The sequence below is a fragment of the Paraburkholderia sp. HC6.4b genome (genome assembly GCF_014200875.1).
Taxonomy (GTDB): domain Bacteria; phylum Pseudomonadota; class Gammaproteobacteria; order Burkholderiales; family Burkholderiaceae; genus Paraburkholderia; species Paraburkholderia tuberum.
In genome coordinates, this window is sequence record NZ_JACHDC010000028.1 from 48,186 (window position 1) to 64,323 (window position 16,138).

Below are 16,138 nucleotides of genomic sequence, written 5' to 3' on the forward strand. Positions count from 1 at the left end.
TCACCCATCGCGGGCAGTAGCCTTAGCCTTTCTCTTTGCGATTGCCGCAGGGACGCTCCTTTTGAGGTTGCCCTTGTCGCAGGCCAAAGGTGAGGCAGCGCCGTGGCTGAGCGCTTTTTTTACCGCTACCTCCGCGGTCTGCGTGACCGGACTCGTCGTTGTCGATACGGGCACCTACTGGTCAAGCTTTGGACAGTGGGTCATCCTCGGCCTGTTTCAGATTGGCGGTTTCGGCATGATGACCGCAGCCACCTTGCTGGGACTCATGGTCAACCGGTCCTTGCCGCTGCGAGCGAAGCTGATCACCCAGGTCGAGACGCACACGCTCCGTCTCGGGGACATCGGCAGCGTGGCGCGCCTGGTGCTCGTCGTGACGCTCGTCACTCAACTGACCACGGCACTCTGGCTGACGGTCAGGCTTCATCTCGGGTACAACATCCAATGGGGCGAGGCCGCATGGAGTGGATGGTTCCATGCGGTCTCCGCGTTCAACAACGCGGGCTTTTCAATTCACCCGGACAGTCTGATGCGCTATGCCGCCGACGCGTCGATGCTGGTACCGGTGATGGTCGCGATTGTCGTCGGCGGAATCGGGTTTCCGGTTCTGTACGATCTGCGGGAAAAACTTCGGGGTGCCCGTCGGCTTTCATTGCACACCAGGCTCACTTTAGTGGTCACGGGGGTGCTGCTGCTCGGCGGATTTCTTGCGTTGCTGCTGTTCGAATGGACCAATCCAAAAACCCTGGGTCCGATGCCGTTCGGAGAGAAGCTCCTATCGGCAGCGTTCGCCTCGGTATCCGCGCGCACGGCGGGTTTCAACTCGCTCGACATCGGCGCAATGCGTCATGAAAGCTGGGCCCTGCATTTCTTCCTGATGTTCGTTGGCGGGGGCAGCGCGGGAACGGCAGGGGGTGTCAAGATCGGCACCATCGCCATTCTGACCTTGCTGGTGATCGCAGAGATCCGCGGGCTTGGCGATATCGAAGCGTTTGGGCGCCGTGTCAGCGCGTCGGCGCAGCGGCAGGCGATTACCGTCGTGGCGCTGGGCGCCGTGATGATCACGGTCGGCACACTGATCATTCTGCACATCACCGATTTCCCTACCGATCAGGTCATCTTCGAAGTTATTTCGGCGTTCAGTACGGTCGGTCTGTCCACGGGTATCACGGGTGATCTGCCTGCGCCGGCACAGTTCGTGATCATCGCGCTGATGTACGTCGGCCGGGTTGGAACCATTACCTTTGCAACGTCGTTAATACTGGTTGAGCGGCGTGCGCAATATAGCTACCCCGAGGAGCATCCAATTGTTGGCTGACCTGTTCAAGATTTCGCTCTCTTTTTCGAAAGGCGACAGTGTGGTCGTCATCGGTTTGGGGCGGTTCGGCTGTGCCGTGGCCCAGTCGCTGCTTCGGCTGGGCCATGACGTGATGGGAATCGACCGGGACGAGCAGCAGGTGCAGTTATGGGCGGACCGGTTGACGCATGCCGTCCAGGCCGATTCGACCAACGTGAATACCCTGCGCCAATTGGGTGTTGCGGACTTCCCTCATGCGATCGTGGGCATTGGAAGCGACCTTTCGGCGAGCCTGATGACCCTGATGGCCCTAACGGAACTTCAGATCAAGGACATCTGGCTGAAGGCGGTGACCACGGAACACGCCCAGATTGCCCAGCGCATCGGCGCGCATCACGTGGTTTATCCGGAAGCGGAAATGGGTGAACGGATCGCTCACCTGATCACAGGCCGAATCGTGGACTACATTGAATTCGGCGAAGGATTTGCCGTCGCCGCGATTCATGCCCCGGCGCCGACACACAACCGTCCGCTCGCAGATTGCGGCGTTCTGGAGGCGTTCGGTGTGATGGTCATGGCCGTCAGGCGCGCTGGCGAAGAGTTCCAGCACGCGGGGCCTGACACGGTTGTTGTGCCGGGGGATCTGCTGATCGTGTCGGGCCCCGCGAGCAAGGTTGAAGAGTTTGCGGGTCGCGCGAATAGCTGAACCGTTTGGGCCGACCCGCGCCATGCTCAGGTCAACGGGAAATCCACATACTTCTTGAACCCGGAACGCGTCGTGAGACGCGAATACCAGCGCTCCAGATTCGGCAGCGGCGGCCGCTGCAAACCGTCGAGGCCGAACCAGCGCTTCGCGTACGCGCCGATCACGATATCGGCGAGCGTAAACTTGTCACCTTCGAGAAAGAAGCGGCCCTGCAGATGCGTGTCGAGCAGGCGCCACAGGACGGTGACCGCCTTCGCGTCGGCGGCGAGTTTGGCGGCGTCGCGCTCGGCCTCGGGCGTGCGCACGAGGGTCCAGAACACGGGACGTTCCACTGGCTGCAGCGTCGACAGCGACCAGTCCAGCCAGCGGTCGATGCTCGCGCGCAGTTTCGGGTCGGCCGGATACAGCAGGCTCGATTCGCCGTATTGCATCGCCAGATAGCGCAGGATCGAGTTGGATTCCCACAGCACGAAGTCGTCGTCGACCAGCGTCGGAATCTTGCCGGTCGGGTTCATCGCGAGATAGTCGGGTTCGTTGTTGCGGCCGAATTGCAGGCCCGCGTCGATGCGGTCGAACGGCAGCACGAGTTCGTCGCAGCACCACAAGACCTTCTGGACGTTGACCGAATTGGCGCGTCCCCAGATCGTAATCATCCGGTAAATCCTTTTCTCTTACGGTTGGCAAGCCGCGCGGCGTGCGCGGCGTTCAGCCTGTAACGATACACGATGCGCGCGCCTTTGCGCGACGGGCCGCCCGGCCGACATTGCGTTGCGTACAATGACCGCACTCCGGATTGCCCGCTGAAAACACGCATCCCAACTCATTGAGGCACCGCATGGCCCGCATTGTTCCCGACGACTGGAAGAGCCTCGAAGCGACCGGCGCGGCGGCGCGCGAACGTGAAACGATCGCGCTGCTCGAAAAGGCACTGCCCACCGACTACACCGTCTACCACGGCGTGCATTGGACGCGCCTGAACCAGAACTTCTCCGTGTTCGGCGAGGCCGATTTCGTGATCGTGAGTCCCGCCGGGCGCCTGCTGATCATCGAGCAGAAGACCGGCTTTCTGCGCGAAACGCCGAAGGGGCTCGTCAAGGTGTATCTGCAAACCGAACGAAACGTCGCGATCGCGCTCGCCCATACGATCGAGAGTCTGCACCGGCGTTTTACCGCGGCGTTCGGCGCGGGCGCCTATTTCATCGAGGAACTGCTGTACTGTCCCGATCACATCGTCAAGGATGCGGCGATCGCCGGCGTGAATCCCGCGCGCATCGTCGACGCTACGCGGCGCGAGCGTCTCGCGGCGATCGTCCGCGAAGCGCTGCCGGCCGATGAACCGCGGCTTCCCTGCGCGGCGAAAATCCACCACTTTCTCGCCGACGAACTCGCGTTGACGCCCGACACGAGCGCGCTCGTCGGGCAGGCGGGCACGCTCGTCACGCGCCTTTCGGGCGGACTTGCGACATGGGCCCGGCGGCTCGAATTCGCGCCGTTCCGTTTGCGCGTGATCGGCACGGCGGGCTGCGGCAAGACGCAACTCGCGGTGCAGGTGATGAAGGACGCGGTCGCGCGCGGCGAGCGGCCGTTGTACGTGTGCTTCAACCGGCCGCTCGCCGATCACATCGCGCGGGTCGCGCCGCCGGAGGCGAAAGTCGCGAACTATCACCAGCTTTGCGACTGGATCGCGCGCGACGCGGGCCGCGCGCCCGATTTCCGGTCGGCGCAGGTGTTCGATCAACTGGAGGCCGTATTCGCCGACACGCCGATCGAACCGCGCTGGCAATTCGACGTACTGATCGTCGACGAAGGGCAGGATTTCCAGCAGCCATGGTTTGCCGCGCTCGAGCGGCTGCTGCGGCCGGGCGCCGCGTGGTGGTGGCTCGAAGACCCACTGCAGAATCTGTACATGCGTGAGCCGGTCTCGTTGCCCGGCTGGACCACGCTGAGAGAAACCACCAATTACCGCAGTCCTCGCGACATCCTCGATTATCTGCGCGACGTGCTGGGCGCGTCGGTGCCGCTGGCCGCGGCACTTACGTCGGGCAGTCCGTTCGACGGCTCCGAGGTTTCGGTGTCGGTCTACGACGAAGCGCAGGGCGCCGAAAGCAGTATCGACGCAACCAAGCGCGCCATCACGCAGGCGCTATCGCTCGGTTTTCGCAAGCAGGACATCGCGGTGCTGTCGTTCCGCGGCCGCGAGGGCTCGGCGATGAGCGCGCTCGATCATCTCGGACCGCATCGGCTGCGCAGTTTCACCGGCAAATACGATCTGTTCGGCAACCCGGAGTATCGTGAAGGCGACGTGCTGTTCGAGTCGATCTACCGCTTCAAGGGGCAGGCGGCGCCGTGCGTGATCTTCACCGAGATCGACTTCGACGCGTTCGACGAACGCAGCGCGCGCAAGCTGTTCGTCGGCGCGACGCGCGCGACGATGAAGCTGATCGTCGTCGCGTCGCAGCGGGCCGCGCGGCATTTGCAGTTGCGCGAGGCGAAGGACGGGTAGCGGCGGCGTTCGGGCGCTGCGCCCACAAGGAACGTTGCGCTCAACTCCACGCCCTTGCGCTCACCAAAATCCCCGTGCGCGTCAGCGCATCCCACCAGATCACGCGCAGCAGCGGCGCTTGCTGCGCGATCAGCAGCGCCTGCACCGGATCGCTTTCGACGAAGTGCGTGACACCCGCGCGCAGCGCCGCGCTCGCCTTGTGCGCGGCCGCGCCGGCGGGGCTGTCGTCGTGCAGGCCGGGCGTGCGCATCGCCAACTGCATGTGAGCGAAGCCGTGTCGCGCGAGCCACGCTTCGGTGCGCGCGCGATCCATCTCCGGGCGGCCCGTGATGATCGTGCGCACCTGCTGCAGGTCGAGGCCGGGCAGCACCTCGAACGGCAGCAGCGCGTCGCGCTCGGCGAGCGCGGCGGCGAGGTCCTCGTCGTAGCGCGCGAGCGGTACGTCGGGCAGCAGGATGCCGTCGAGGTCGATCGCGTAGGCCGCGTACTCGTGGTCGTTGGCCATCGCGGGCGCGGCGCCGGCTTCGACGCGCGCCCAGTCGTCGCGGTAGCGCTCGGTGTACGCCTGACGCTCCCATGGAAAGAGGGCGAAGTAGCCGCGCGCATCGATCGCGTAGTCGGGCTGCGCGCGGCTCAGATCATCGACCGCGGCGGTCAGGGTTTTGACTTCGAGCCCGTGCGCCTGAAGAAACGCGATGCAATCGACGAGCGTAAAACCGCGTCCCGCGATGTCCTCGCACAACAGCACTTTCGATCCGGCGGGCGGGATCGGCAGCGTCGAATCCCATGCGACCGCGCGCGTCTGGCGGTCGTAGCGCAGGAACGCGACCGGCGCGCCGACCGCGTGCGACACCATCAGCGCGAGCGGCGCGCCGCCGCGCAGAATCCCGAGCGCCATCGAGAAATGCTCGGCGAGCAACGCGGGTTGCAGCGATTCGATCCAGTGATCGAGCTGTTCGTACGTCAGAGGCAGGACCGGCTTGTTCATGACTATCGAGGCGCCGCGTGGCGCGATGGAAGGCGATGGTCCGCGGGGATGCGCGCGCGGCGCGCGCTGACGCACTGGCGCGACATCGCGGGTCCCCGTTTTTGAGTCAGCGCATTTTGGCGATATTATGCATGCGGGTCAAAGGTCGCGTGTCGGGGTGGCACGCGTTTGACGGCACGGTACGGCGCAACACTTCGCGTGGCATGAGATCGGCTGACCGTGGCGCCGCCCGCGGTCCGGCGAATCAACGAAATCGGATAAAAAAAGCAAATGGCCAATCTGATTGCAACGCTGTGCAACGCAGCCAGCGGAACCGGTGTGCCCTGGCGGATGCGCTGGCTGACGGGGCTGGCGGGACTGATCGTCGGGCTTTCCGTCTGTTGCGCGCATGCGCAGCCGGGCGCGCGGCAGTCGCCGGCGCTGGCGCTCGACGTGCAGGGCAAGATCGCCAATACCAACGACGCCGCGCATCGCAGCTATCACTTCAACGAGGCTCAACTGCTCGCGCTGCCCGTGCATACGATCACGACCTCGACCACCTGGACGCCGCGCTCGACGTTCACCGGGCCCAGGCTCGCCGACATCCTGAAGGCCGTCGGCGCGTACGGCACCCAGATCGAACTCCACACGTTCGACGACTACACCTACACCGTGCCGGTGTCGGACTGCGAACGCTACGGCGTGATCGTCGCGTACAGCATGAACGGCCGGCGCCTGAAACTCAGCGACTTCGGGCCGCTGTTTCTGATCTATCCGCGCGACGCTTTTCCAGATGAACTGACTGGCGCGGTCGGCGACTCGAAATTCGTATGGCAGATCAAGGCCCTCATCGTCAAATAGCGCGCCGTCCGTGGCGGCGCGTGTTGAACGTGCTGATCTGGCTGATGGCGCTCGCGGCGCCCGCCGGCGCGATCGGCTATCTGCTCTATGCGAACCTGTTGAACCCGCGCGCGACCGAGCAGCTGACCGGTACCTACGACGGTTTCTACTGGGACGCCGCGCAACTGCAGATCGCGTACGCGCGCTTCGAGAACCAGCTGCTGCTGTATCAGTCCGGTGCCGACGACGATTATCAGCAGTTGCAGCTGCGCTTCCAACTGCTGCAATCGAAGCTGCGCGTGATGGCCGGCTCGACGCAGCGGCTCTCCGCGCAGCTCGCTCTGTTGCAACGGCAGCTCGACGAAATCAAGACGCTCGAGACTGTGCTCGACGACATCCAGCCCGAGATCGAGGTACTGCAGCGCGACCGTGCGCGTGCCGCGCGGATCGACGCGCAGCTGCGCCAGCACTGGAGCGAGGTCAACGATCTCGCGCTGTCGCGCCGTTTCGCCGATGTCGCCGACCGCGAGGCGATGAACCGCGATTTCATCGACAAGCGCCGCTTTCTGTTCGCGGGCGGTCTGGTGCTGCTATTGCTGTCGGCGGCGGCGACGCTGCTGCTCGTGCTCAACGGCCGGCGCCGCACGCGGCTCATGCGCCAGCAGCGCGCGGCGCTGGAAGCCGAGCATCAGGCGAGCCGCGCGGCGCGCGAGGCGAGCCTCGCGAAGGATGCGTTTCTCGGCATGATCGGCCATGAACTGCGCACGCCGCTGCATGCGATCGTCTCGTCGGTGGAACTGCTCGGCTTCACCTATCACTCGGAGGCCGACCGCAAGGTGATCCAGCGGCTCGAAACCGCGGCGCGCCATCTCGAGGCGCAGATGAAGGACCTGACCGACTACGCGCGCCTTGGCGCCGGCAAGCTCGAACTGCGGCACCAGCATTTCGAGCCGCGCGAGCTGCTGGCGTCGATCGTCGATGAACACACGATGTCCGCCAGGACGCGCGGGCTCGAGCTCGAAAGCGAGGCGAGCGGCGCGAGCGGGCTCGTCGAGTCGGACCCGCACCGCATCCGGCAGATCGTCAACAACCTCGTCACCAACGCGATCCGCTACACCGAGACCGGCACGGTGCGCGTCGAACTGCGGCAAGAGCCGGCGCTGCTGGTTTTCGTCGTCAGCGATACGGGGCCGGGCGTGCCGTCCGAACAGATCCCGCTGATCTTCGAGGAGTTCACGCAGCTCGACGCGTCGCGCACGCGCCGCTTCGAAGGCGCGGGGATGGGGCTCACGATCGTGCAAGGGCTCGTGAAGCTGTTCGGCGGCACGGTGGATGTCGCGAGCACGGTCGGCGAGGGCACCAGCTTCACGGTGACGATCCCGGTCGTGCCGGTCGCAACCGTCGAGCCGGCCGAGGTCGCGGAGCAAGCCGAGCCGGACGGCGCGCAGCCGTGCGTGCTGATCATCGACGATAACCGGCTGATCCGCGAGTCGCTCAGCGAAATGGTCGCGCACATGGGCTACGACTCGCTCGCATTCGGCAATGCCAACGACGCGCTCGCGTGGCTCGACACCCACCGCTGCGAAGTGGTGCTGCTCGATCTGCACATGCCGGAGCGCGATGGCTACACGTTTCTCGAAGACTTCGCGACGCGCGACGGACCGTCGGCGGGCGTGCCGGTGATCGTGGTCAGCGCGTACGCGCCGGAGGTCGTGCGGAATGGCGAAAGTGGCGCGACTGGTGTGCCGTCGGTGTTCGAGGCGCTGTTAAAGCCAGTCCATTACGAGGATCTGAAGCACGCCCTGCAGCGGGCGCTGGCGGCGCGGCATCAGGCGTGAGCGCGTGAAGGCGGCGCTGCCGCGAACGGGGCGCGCATCGGCGCCCGCGCTTTAGGGGCGGTTCAGCCGCTTCGACAGATCGGCGACGAGGATCGCCATGCGCGCGGGCTTCTCGTAGCACGCGACGTCGAAATCGCGGATCACCTCGCTGATCTCCGATTCGCTGGCCTTGCCGGTCAGCAGTTCGCCGGTCAGCACGAAGATCGGCGCGTCCGGGTTCTCCGACGCGCGCACCGCGCGAATCGCGGCCGCCGAGGTCTGCGAGCCGAACAGCCAGTCGATGATCACGCCGTCGAACACCTGCGTCTGCAACTGCTCGCTGAAGGCCGCGAGCCCATAGATCGCGACCGCCGTAAAGCCGCTGCGCTCCAGATAATCGCGCAGGTTATCGGCGCTTGCACGATCGTCGTCGACCACCGCGATGGCCGGCTTGTCGGTCTCGGCGCGGCGCGGATAGATCTCGATCTTGTGGACTTCGTACGCGCTCTGATACAGCGCGCCATCATGACGCGAGACGCGCCATTGACCGAGCCGCGAATAGGCGACGAATTCCGGGCGGCTACCCGGTTCGAGCGCCGCGCCGACCCACGCGGTGCAGGCGATTTCGGTCGCGCCGATGCAGAACACCGCCTCCTGGGCGATCGCGCCGACGACGCCCGGATCGAGCGACTGCGCGCCGAACAGCTGCGCCGCGGGTTCGTCGAATACCTCGGCGACTTTCTTGATCTGCGACAGCGTCCACGGACTATTGCCGCGCAGTTTGCGGTGCCCCTGAGAAAAACTCAGATCGAGGATGCGGCATAGCTCCGTGGTTTGCTGTCGCTTGCCGATTCCATGCCTGCTCATCAACTCGCGCACGCGCTCGGCAACCGCGATGGAGTCGGGTGAGTGTGTTTCGTTGGCCATGCTGGGTGAAAATCCGCCGGGTTAAAAGGTACATCTGGAGCGCGGTCGGCAGGCGCAAGCCGACCCTGCGCATGCTATGCGCATGAATCGGTCACGCGGGGACAGCAAATGTACCGTAAAAAAAATCACCATTTATGATTTTGTCAGACCGGCCGCCGAGTCCGCTGATGCAAGCGACGCCATGGCCGTGCCGGTGACTTTTGATGCATTGAGCATCAAAAGGCATTCTACCGGTGAAACGATGACGAAACCGTAGGGAATCCACGAATGAGTAGTGCGCAAGGCGACGGATCCGGCCGCTTGCCGCAAAGCCCGGCAGCTCCGCCCTTGCGGAAAAGCCAGGCGAGAGGCGCAATCAAACGTGTGTCCGGAGGGATCGGGTTTGCGCCGGCACACGCGCGGTCCGCGTTCAGCTTGCCGGCATCGTGTCGAGCCGGGCCGCCGAATTTTGAAGTCCTTTGAAAATCCGCTCGGCGACCTTGCCCGGAAAGCGCTCGGGCAACTCCGCCGAGACCCGCTCGATCACGCCAGGTGTCTGCTCGATCAGACGCTGGAGCAGCGGCTCGGCGTCGGCGCCGTACGAGCACTTCAACGCCATCGCGTTGAAGTGTCGCCGCTGCACGTCGCGAAACGCATCGTGCTTGCTGCGCGACCATAGACCCATCGCAAGCCGCGCCTTGTACCACGACCACTGGTTCGGGCCGTTGCCCTCGACCGGCCAGATCGACATCACGTCGTAAAGCGGCGTCAGACGGTACTGGCCACCGGCGAGCAGGCGGATGCTGAAGTTCTTCGCGTGGCCGTCCGGCGCGGCCAGCATCCAGAACAGGATCTGGCTCGCGAGCAGGGTCTCGATGTCCTGCCGCGCCTCGACCGATTGCTGCAGAATCCGCGCGAGGTCGAGCACGCCGGGGCCGCCCTCGTTTTCGTACTTGCGATGCGACGGCACGCCGTAGACCTGGCAGAAATCTTCCTGCGGCAGACGCAGCAGCCAGCGGCCGCTCGAATGCATCTGCCGGTCGAAGCGTTCGACGGCGAGCACGCGCTGCTTGCCGAACCTGAGCACCTCGGTGTTCGCGACCGGCAGGCCGAACGCGCGCAGAATCCGCAGACACAGCCACTCGTTTTCGACCGACGTGCTGAGATCGGCGAGCCGGTTGCCGACCAGCCCGAGCGGCAGCTTGAAGATATGCGTGGTCGGCGTCGCGCCGTGCGGCCGTTGCCATTGGCCGTCGTGCCACAGCAGCGCGGTTTTCTCCTGCGCGCCGGCGAGCGAGATGCGGAAGTCGTCAAATTCGTCGGGCGCGCCGAGCGTCGGTTTGCCGACCGTCTGCGCGAGCAGCGCCTCGATGTCGTCGTCGGAAAGCGGCGTGCCTTCGATGCGCTGGACCCCGGCCGGCGCGTCGTCTTCGGCGAGCAGCTGGACCGCGCCGACGCAGTCGCGGCCGATGGCCTGCAGCAGGTCGAATGCTTCGAGCGTTTCGGTCCGGTAGCGCTGCGCGATGCGTTTGCGGATCACGTCGCTGTCGGGCAGCAGGTTGTCGAAGTAGTTGAGCACCCGCGGCCCTTTGTGCGTCATGTTGCCGGGCGTGAACGGCAGCGACAGCGACAGCGGACGACCCGCGGGCGACGCGATCCAGGCGGCGTCGTAGGCGAACTCCATCGGGCCGCGCGCGGGCAGCCGCCAGAGCCCGACGCGCTCGCCGTTGGCCCACACCGACAATGCCTTCGAAGCGGTTTGCCGGGCCATCTCACCACTCGACGTTCGGTGCCGGCTCGGAGCTCGGCTGATTTTTGTCGCGCAACTGCAGTTGCAGGCCGTAGGCGCCGCACAGCGCGAGCAGCTGGGAGAGCGTGAGCCCGCTCGCATCGGTTTCGAGCGCGGAAATGCGGCTTTGGCTCACGCCGACGCGCGCGGCGGCCTCGGTCTGCGTGAGGCCGGCCTGGCGGCGGCTGGCCGCTAGCAACTGCGCGAGCTGGTCCGACGTGGCGATCAGGTGGAGCATGGCGGATTATCTGCGAGACGAATAAACGCAATTTATGCATGAGACGAATATTTGTCAAATATTTGCGTGACGCATAATCGACGAATATTCGTGTGACGGATAATCGGGCATTCCGGCAGGCGCCGGCTGCGCTGTCCCGGCTGCGACCAGCCGCGGTGCCGACGTCGCTCGTCATTGCGGACAATGGCTCCCACTGCGAAGATGACGCCCACATCGCCAATCCGCCCACCCATGACCACGACTTACCCGCTGCACTCGACCTTCACGCCCGCCGACCAACCGTTTCCCAGCCACGCCGACGTCGTGATCGCCGGTGCCGGCATCATGGGCTGCGCGGCCGCTTATTACCTGGCGCGGCGCGGCCTGTCGGTGGCGGTGCTCGACAAGTCGCGGATCGCCGGGCAGCAGTCATCGCGCGCGTGGGGCTTCGTGCGTCAGCAGGGTCGCGAAGCCGCGGAGGTGCCGCTGATGATGGCCAGCATTCCATTGTGGAAAGAACTCGAACGTGAGCTGAATTTCGATCTCGAATGGCGCCAGGGCGGTTGCCTGTATGTCGCCACCCATGACGAAGACTGGACATCGTTTCAGCAATGGACCGAGGTCGCGCGTCAGTATGGCCTCGATACCCGCACGCTCGACCGCAGGCAGATCGACGCCGTGGTGACCGGCATGCAGGGCCCCGCGCTCGGCGGCCTGTACACGCCAAGCGACGGTCAGGCCGAACCGCGCCGCGTCGCCGCGGCCTTCGCGGCACGGGCGGCCCAAGCCGGCGCGCTGTTTTTCGAGGGCTGCGGCGTGGTCGGCGTCGAACGCGCGGGCGGTGCGATCGCTGGTGTGGTCACCGAGCGCGGCACGATTCGTACCTCGCGTCTGATCTGCGTGGCCGGCGCGAGCAGCTGGCGGCTGTTCGGGACGCTCGGTCTCGAACTGCCGCAGCAGGCCGTGCGCGGTACCTGCATGCGCACCAATCCGTTGCCGCCGATCACGGCGTCGACCTTCTGGGGCCACGGTCTCGGCATCCGGCAGCGCGCGAACGGCGCGATCAATCTCGCCGACGACATGCAGGTCGACCTCGACATGACGCTCGGTCATTTCCGCGCGCTGAAATGGTTTTTGCCCGAACTGTGGACGCAGCGCGAGAAGTTCAGCTTCCATCTGAACGGCGCCTGTTTGCACGATCTGCGCGAACGTCTGCCGGGCGGCGTGCCCGACGCCGAACGCGTGCTCTATCCGCGCGACCCGCATCCGCAGCCGAACGCGCGCCACGCGCCGCGCGCGCTGAAAAAGCTGCGCGCACTGTTTCCGGCGTTGCGCGACGCCCAGGTGGTCGAGGCGTGGGCGGGGCTGATCGACGTGTTGCCCGACGGCATTCCGGTGATCGATGCGCCGCCGCAGGTCCCGGGCCTGACGATCGCGACCGGCTTCTGCGGTCACGGTTTCGCGATGGGGCCGATCGTCGGCAAGCTGCTGGCTGAACTCAACGATGGCGGCGAGCCGTCGCTCGATCTGTCGGCGTTCCGTTTGCAGCGTTTCTTCGACGGCACGATGAAGCGGCCGCGCAGCATGCTGTAACCCCGCGCGACCCGACCCGATACAACCCAACCCGACCGATACCACCGATGACCGAACCCGTTCTCCGCCACGCCGACGTCCCGTACTACACGCAATGGGGCAGCCCCGAGTGGGTGCGCGCCATCGTCGAACAGCAGCGCGACCCGTGCGACGATCCGCACTGGCAGCGCAGCGGTTTCGCCGACCCCGAGCGCTATCGCTTCTGGGCGCAACGCCTGTGCGGGCTGACGTGCCTCGAGTCGGCTCTCGACTACTGGAGCATCGATCACGCGCCGCGCGCCGCACTGCTCGACGACGCGCTGCGGCACGGCGTATACCGGTTGCGCGACGATGGTGGCGTCGACGGTCTGATCTACCGGCCGTTCGCCGACTGGGCGGGCCCGGCGTTCGGCCTCGATATCGAGGTGCTGCCGCAGGCGTCGCTCGAGGAGATCGCGGCGCGGCTCGACGACGATACGCTCGCGATCGTGTCGGTCAGTCCCGAGATCCGCTATCCGGAGCGGACGAACCAGCGGCGGGGCGGTCATCTGATCCTGCTGCACGGGCGGGATCGCGGCGGCGTGTGGTTTCACAACCCGTCGGGCGTCGCGCCGCACCAGTCCGACGTGTACCTGCCGTTCGCGACGATCTCGCGTTTCCATGCAGGGCGGGGGATGACGCTCAGCCGCGGCACGAGCTAGCCGGCGCGCTGGGCATGAAGCGGAGTTCGCGATTCGGCGGGCAGTAGACGTCCACACGACTGGTCAATTTTTTCGCGCTCGGTTACGGTGACGTCATGCCCACTCCATCCCCCATTGGATCGTTCCGCCCATGACCCGCCCGATCACGCAGATCTTCGACGCCGCCGCCACCGCGCGGCTGATGCCTTACGCAGCGCTTGTCGACGCGTTGAGGCGCGCTAGCATCGACTACGCGCAACGACGCATCGTGAGCCCCGAGCGGCTCGTCGTGCCGCTGAACGCCGGTGGCGTCATGCTGTCGATGCCCGCCACCGCGCCCGATCTCGCGATCCACAAGCTCGTCAATGTGTGCGCGAGCAACGGCGCGCGCCATCTGCCGACGATCCACGGTCAGGTCATGGCCTTCGATGCCGATACCGGCGAGACGCTGTTCATCCTCGATGGTCCGACAGTGACGGGGCGCCGGACCGCTGCGATGTCGATGCTCGGCATCGCGACGTTCGCCGCGGGCGCGCCGCGTGAATTCCTGCTGATCGGCACCGGCACGCAGGCGCTCAATCATCTGGAGGCGATCGGCGAACTGTTTGCCGACGCGCGCGTGTGGGTCAAGGGCAGCGCGCCCGCGCGCGCCGAAGCGTTCTGCGCGGCGCAGCGCGGCAAGGTGCGTGAGCTGCGGCCGCTCGCGGATGCGGGCGCGACGATTCCCGCTTCGGTCGACGTCGTGATCGCGTTGACCACGAGCAAACAGCCGGTCTACGACGAGACGGCGCGCGCCGAGCGGCTCGTGATCGGCGTCGGCGCTTTCACGCCGCAGATGGTCGAGATCGGCGCGACTACGATCGCGGGCAGCGCGCTGTTCGTCGACGATCAGGCTGGCGCAATGCACGAGGCCGGCGATTTCATCCAGGCCGGTGTCGATTGGGCGCGGGTGGGCGGGATCGCCGCGGTGCTCGAGCAGACGCAGCCCTTGCCGGCGGGGCCGGTGGTGTTCAAGAGCGTAGGCTGCGCGGCGTGGGATCTGGCCGCGTGCCGGGTCGCGCGTGACGCGCTGGCGCGCGGCTGACCGTCAGCGGCCCAACCGGCAAATAATCCCGCAAAATATCCCGAAAAAACGACTGTCTGGCACGCAAGGTTGGCAACTTGCGCTAACCTGCGGCAGATGCTGCCGTGCAAACTATCTCAAAACGTTGCACCATAGATGTTTGCCGGAAAAAGCGCCATAGCGGACGTGAGCCGTAGCCCGTCCGCCCGCCGCCGATTCCTGATCGACGCCTTCCCCCTAGACGCTGCGACCGTGCCATGACGACCCAACAAGCTCCTGCCACACCTGACCTGCCGCTCGACATGATCATCTTCGGCGGCACCGGCGACCTGTCGTTCCGCAAGCTGCTGCCCGCGCTGTACATGGCGCATCTGCACTGCAACCTGCCGCCCGACACCCGCATTCTGACGATCGGGCGCAAGCCCTGGTCGCGCGAGGAATACATCAGCGAATTCATGGAGCAGAAGGCCAAGCCCTTCATCGACGAAAAAGCGTTCGACGCGTCGGCGTGGGACAAATTCCTCGCGATTTTCGAATACGTGCGGATGGACGTCGATGCGGCCGAGGACTACCTGCGCCTGAAGGAAGCGTCGCGCGACGGCGTGAACCGCGTGTTCTATCTGGCGACGTCGCCGGATCTGTTCACCCATATCTGCGACAACCTGTCGTCGGCCGGGCTCGTCGATGGCAATTCGCGGGTGGTGCTCGAAAAGCCGCTCGGCCACGATCTCGCGTCCGCTCAGGAGATCAACAACGCGGTCGGCAAGCATTTCGAAGAAGCGCAGATCTACCGGATCGACCACTACCTCGGCAAGGAAACCGTGCAGAACCTGATGGTGCTGCGCTTCGGCAATCCGATTTTCGGGCCGCTGTGGCAGGCGCCGTACATCAAGAGCGTGCAGATCACAGTGGCCGAAACGGTCGGCGTGGGCAGCCGCGCGGGATTCTACGACAAGACCGGCGCGCTGCGCGACATGGTGCAGAACCACCTGCTGCAACTACTGTGCATCGTCGCGATGGAGCCGCCGGTGTCGCTCGATCCCGACGCGGTGCGCGACGAAAAGCTGAAGGTGCTGCGCTCGCTGCGGCCGATGACGCCCGAGGACATCGCGCGCGACACGGTGCGCGGCCAGTACACGGCGGGCGCGGTGGATGGCGAGGCGGTCAAGGGCTACCTCGAGGAAGACAACGTGCCGGCGGGCAGCCGCGCCGAAACCTTTGTCGCGTTGCGCGCGCGGATCAACAACTGGCGCTGGGCCAACGTGCCGTTCTTCCTGCGCACCGGCAAGCGGATGCAGAAGAAGCTGTCGGAGATCGTCATCGAATTCTCCGATCTGCCGTTCTCGATCATCCCGAGCGGCGGACGAACCTACGGCAATCGTCTGGTGATCCAGTTGCAACCCGAAGAGTCGATCCAGTTGCAGGTGCTCGCGAAAGAGCCGGGCAGCGGCATGCACATGCTGCCGGTGAGCCTGAACCTCGACCTGCAGCAGGCGTTCACCGAGCGTCGCGCGGAAGCCTATGAGCGGCTTCTGATCGACGTGATCCGCGGACGTCTGACGCACTTCATGCGCCGCGACGAACTCGAAGCGGCATGGGCGTGGGCCGAGCCGATTCTCGAAGGCTGGGCGAAGTCGGGCGAGCGGCCGCGCTCATACTCGGCGGGCACGTTCGGACCGGCGGCATCGACCGCGTTGATGACGCGGGAGAACGCCGTGTGGGCGGAGGAATCGCAGTAACGGGCTTTTGACAGCGCGCTATTCGAAGCGGCTCGCGACGTTGCA

General features: G+C 65.5%; 14 protein-coding genes. 9 read left to right on the plus strand and 5 right to left on the minus strand.

Translation table 11 applies throughout. From position 1 onward, the window contains the following. The first annotated feature begins 73 nt into the window (after nt 1-73). Nucleotides 74-1,315: a TrkH family potassium uptake protein gene (locus HDG34_RS34020; RefSeq protein ID WP_260321426.1), complete on the plus strand. Its 1,242-nt coding sequence runs from the start codon at nt 74-76 to the stop codon at nt 1,313-1,315. After that, nucleotides 1,308-2,000 (plus strand): TrkA family potassium uptake protein, encoded by a 693-nt coding sequence (locus HDG34_RS34025; RefSeq protein WP_184067110.1) that lies wholly within the window; start codon nt 1,308-1,310, stop codon nt 1,998-2,000. Before HDG34_RS34020 ends, HDG34_RS34025 begins: the two co-directional genes overlap by 8 nt. 26 nt (nt 2,001-2,026) lie before the next feature. Here HDG34_RS34025 and HDG34_RS34030 read toward each other — a convergent pair whose 3' ends face one another. Beyond that, nucleotides 2,027-2,653, minus strand: coding sequence for a glutathione S-transferase family protein (locus tag HDG34_RS34030; RefSeq protein ID WP_018420840.1), 627 nt, complete (start codon nt 2,651-2,653; stop codon nt 2,027-2,029). Nucleotides 2,654-2,835: 182 nt separating this feature from the next. On the opposite strand from HDG34_RS34030, the gene HDG34_RS34035 reads away from it, so the two are divergent. Next, a complete protein-coding gene (locus HDG34_RS34035) occupies nt 2,836-4,503 on the plus strand; it encodes an ATP-binding domain-containing protein (protein WP_184067112.1) in 1,668 nt (555 codons plus the stop codon). A 40-nt stretch (nt 4,504-4,543) separates the two neighbouring features. On the opposite strand, the gene HDG34_RS34040 is transcribed toward HDG34_RS34035, so the two are convergent. Beyond that, the gene (locus HDG34_RS34040) at nt 4,544-5,491 is read right to left on the minus strand and encodes a phosphoribosyltransferase (protein ID WP_184067115.1); all 948 of its coding nucleotides are present in this window, start codon (nt 5,489-5,491) and stop codon (nt 4,544-4,546) included. A 270-nt stretch (nt 5,492-5,761) separates the two neighbouring features. Between HDG34_RS34040 and HDG34_RS34045 the strand changes: the two genes are divergently transcribed. Together HDG34_RS34045 and HDG34_RS34050 are read left to right on the plus strand one after the other, a co-directional pair. After that, a complete protein-coding gene (locus HDG34_RS34045; RefSeq protein WP_184067118.1) occupies nt 5,762-6,331 on the plus strand; it encodes a molybdopterin-dependent oxidoreductase in 570 nt (189 codons plus the stop codon). Further along, nucleotides 6,301-8,148: a hybrid sensor histidine kinase/response regulator gene (locus HDG34_RS34050; protein WP_184067121.1), complete on the plus strand. Its 1,848-nt coding sequence runs from the start codon at nt 6,301-6,303 to the stop codon at nt 8,146-8,148. The genes HDG34_RS34045 and HDG34_RS34050 overlap by 31 nt, the downstream gene beginning before the upstream one ends. Before the next feature lie 51 nt (nt 8,149-8,199). Here the strand turns inward: HDG34_RS34050 and HDG34_RS34055 are convergent, their stop codons facing one another. The 3 genes from HDG34_RS34055 to HDG34_RS34065 all read right to left on the minus strand — a co-directional run bounded on the left by HDG34_RS34055 (nt 8,200) and on the right by HDG34_RS34065 (nt 11,060). After that, nucleotides 8,200-9,054, minus strand: coding sequence for a helix-turn-helix domain-containing protein (locus HDG34_RS34055; RefSeq protein WP_184067124.1), 855 nt, complete (start codon nt 9,052-9,054; stop codon nt 8,200-8,202). Between the two features lie 409 nt (nt 9,055-9,463). Beyond that, on the minus strand, nt 9,464-10,804 hold the full coding sequence (locus HDG34_RS34060) for a type II toxin-antitoxin system HipA family toxin (protein ID WP_184067127.1): 1,341 nt from the start codon (nt 10,802-10,804) through the stop codon (nt 9,464-9,466). Nucleotide 10,805: 1 nt separating this feature from the next. Then, nucleotides 10,806-11,060: a helix-turn-helix domain-containing protein gene (locus tag HDG34_RS34065; protein WP_184067129.1), complete on the minus strand. Its 255-nt coding sequence runs from the start codon at nt 11,058-11,060 to the stop codon at nt 10,806-10,808. A gap of 231 nt (nt 11,061-11,291) precedes the next feature. Here HDG34_RS34065 and HDG34_RS34070 point away from each other — a divergent pair, with 231 nt between their 5' ends. The 4 genes from HDG34_RS34070 to zwf all read left to right on the plus strand — a co-directional run bounded on the left by HDG34_RS34070 (nt 11,292) and on the right by zwf (nt 16,093). Beyond that, complete coding sequence (locus HDG34_RS34070) at nt 11,292-12,632, plus strand: FAD-binding oxidoreductase (protein ID WP_184067132.1); 1,341 nt, start codon at nt 11,292-11,294, stop codon at nt 12,630-12,632. A 47-nt stretch (nt 12,633-12,679) separates the two neighbouring features. Beyond that, a complete protein-coding gene (locus HDG34_RS34075) occupies nt 12,680-13,312 on the plus strand; it encodes a C39 family peptidase (RefSeq protein WP_184067135.1) in 633 nt (210 codons plus the stop codon). Nucleotides 13,313-13,442: 130 nt separating this feature from the next. Next, nucleotides 13,443-14,375, plus strand: a complete 933-nt coding sequence (gene lhpI / locus HDG34_RS34080) for a bifunctional Delta(1)-pyrroline-2-carboxylate/Delta(1)-piperideine-2-carboxylate reductase (RefSeq protein ID WP_184067137.1) — start codon at nt 13,443-13,445, stop codon at nt 14,373-14,375. Between the two features lie 236 nt (nt 14,376-14,611). Next, nucleotides 14,612-16,093 (plus strand): glucose-6-phosphate dehydrogenase, encoded by a 1,482-nt coding sequence (zwf, locus tag HDG34_RS34085; RefSeq protein ID WP_090806032.1) that lies wholly within the window; start codon nt 14,612-14,614, stop codon nt 16,091-16,093. Nucleotides 16,094-16,138: the final 45 nt, after the last annotated feature.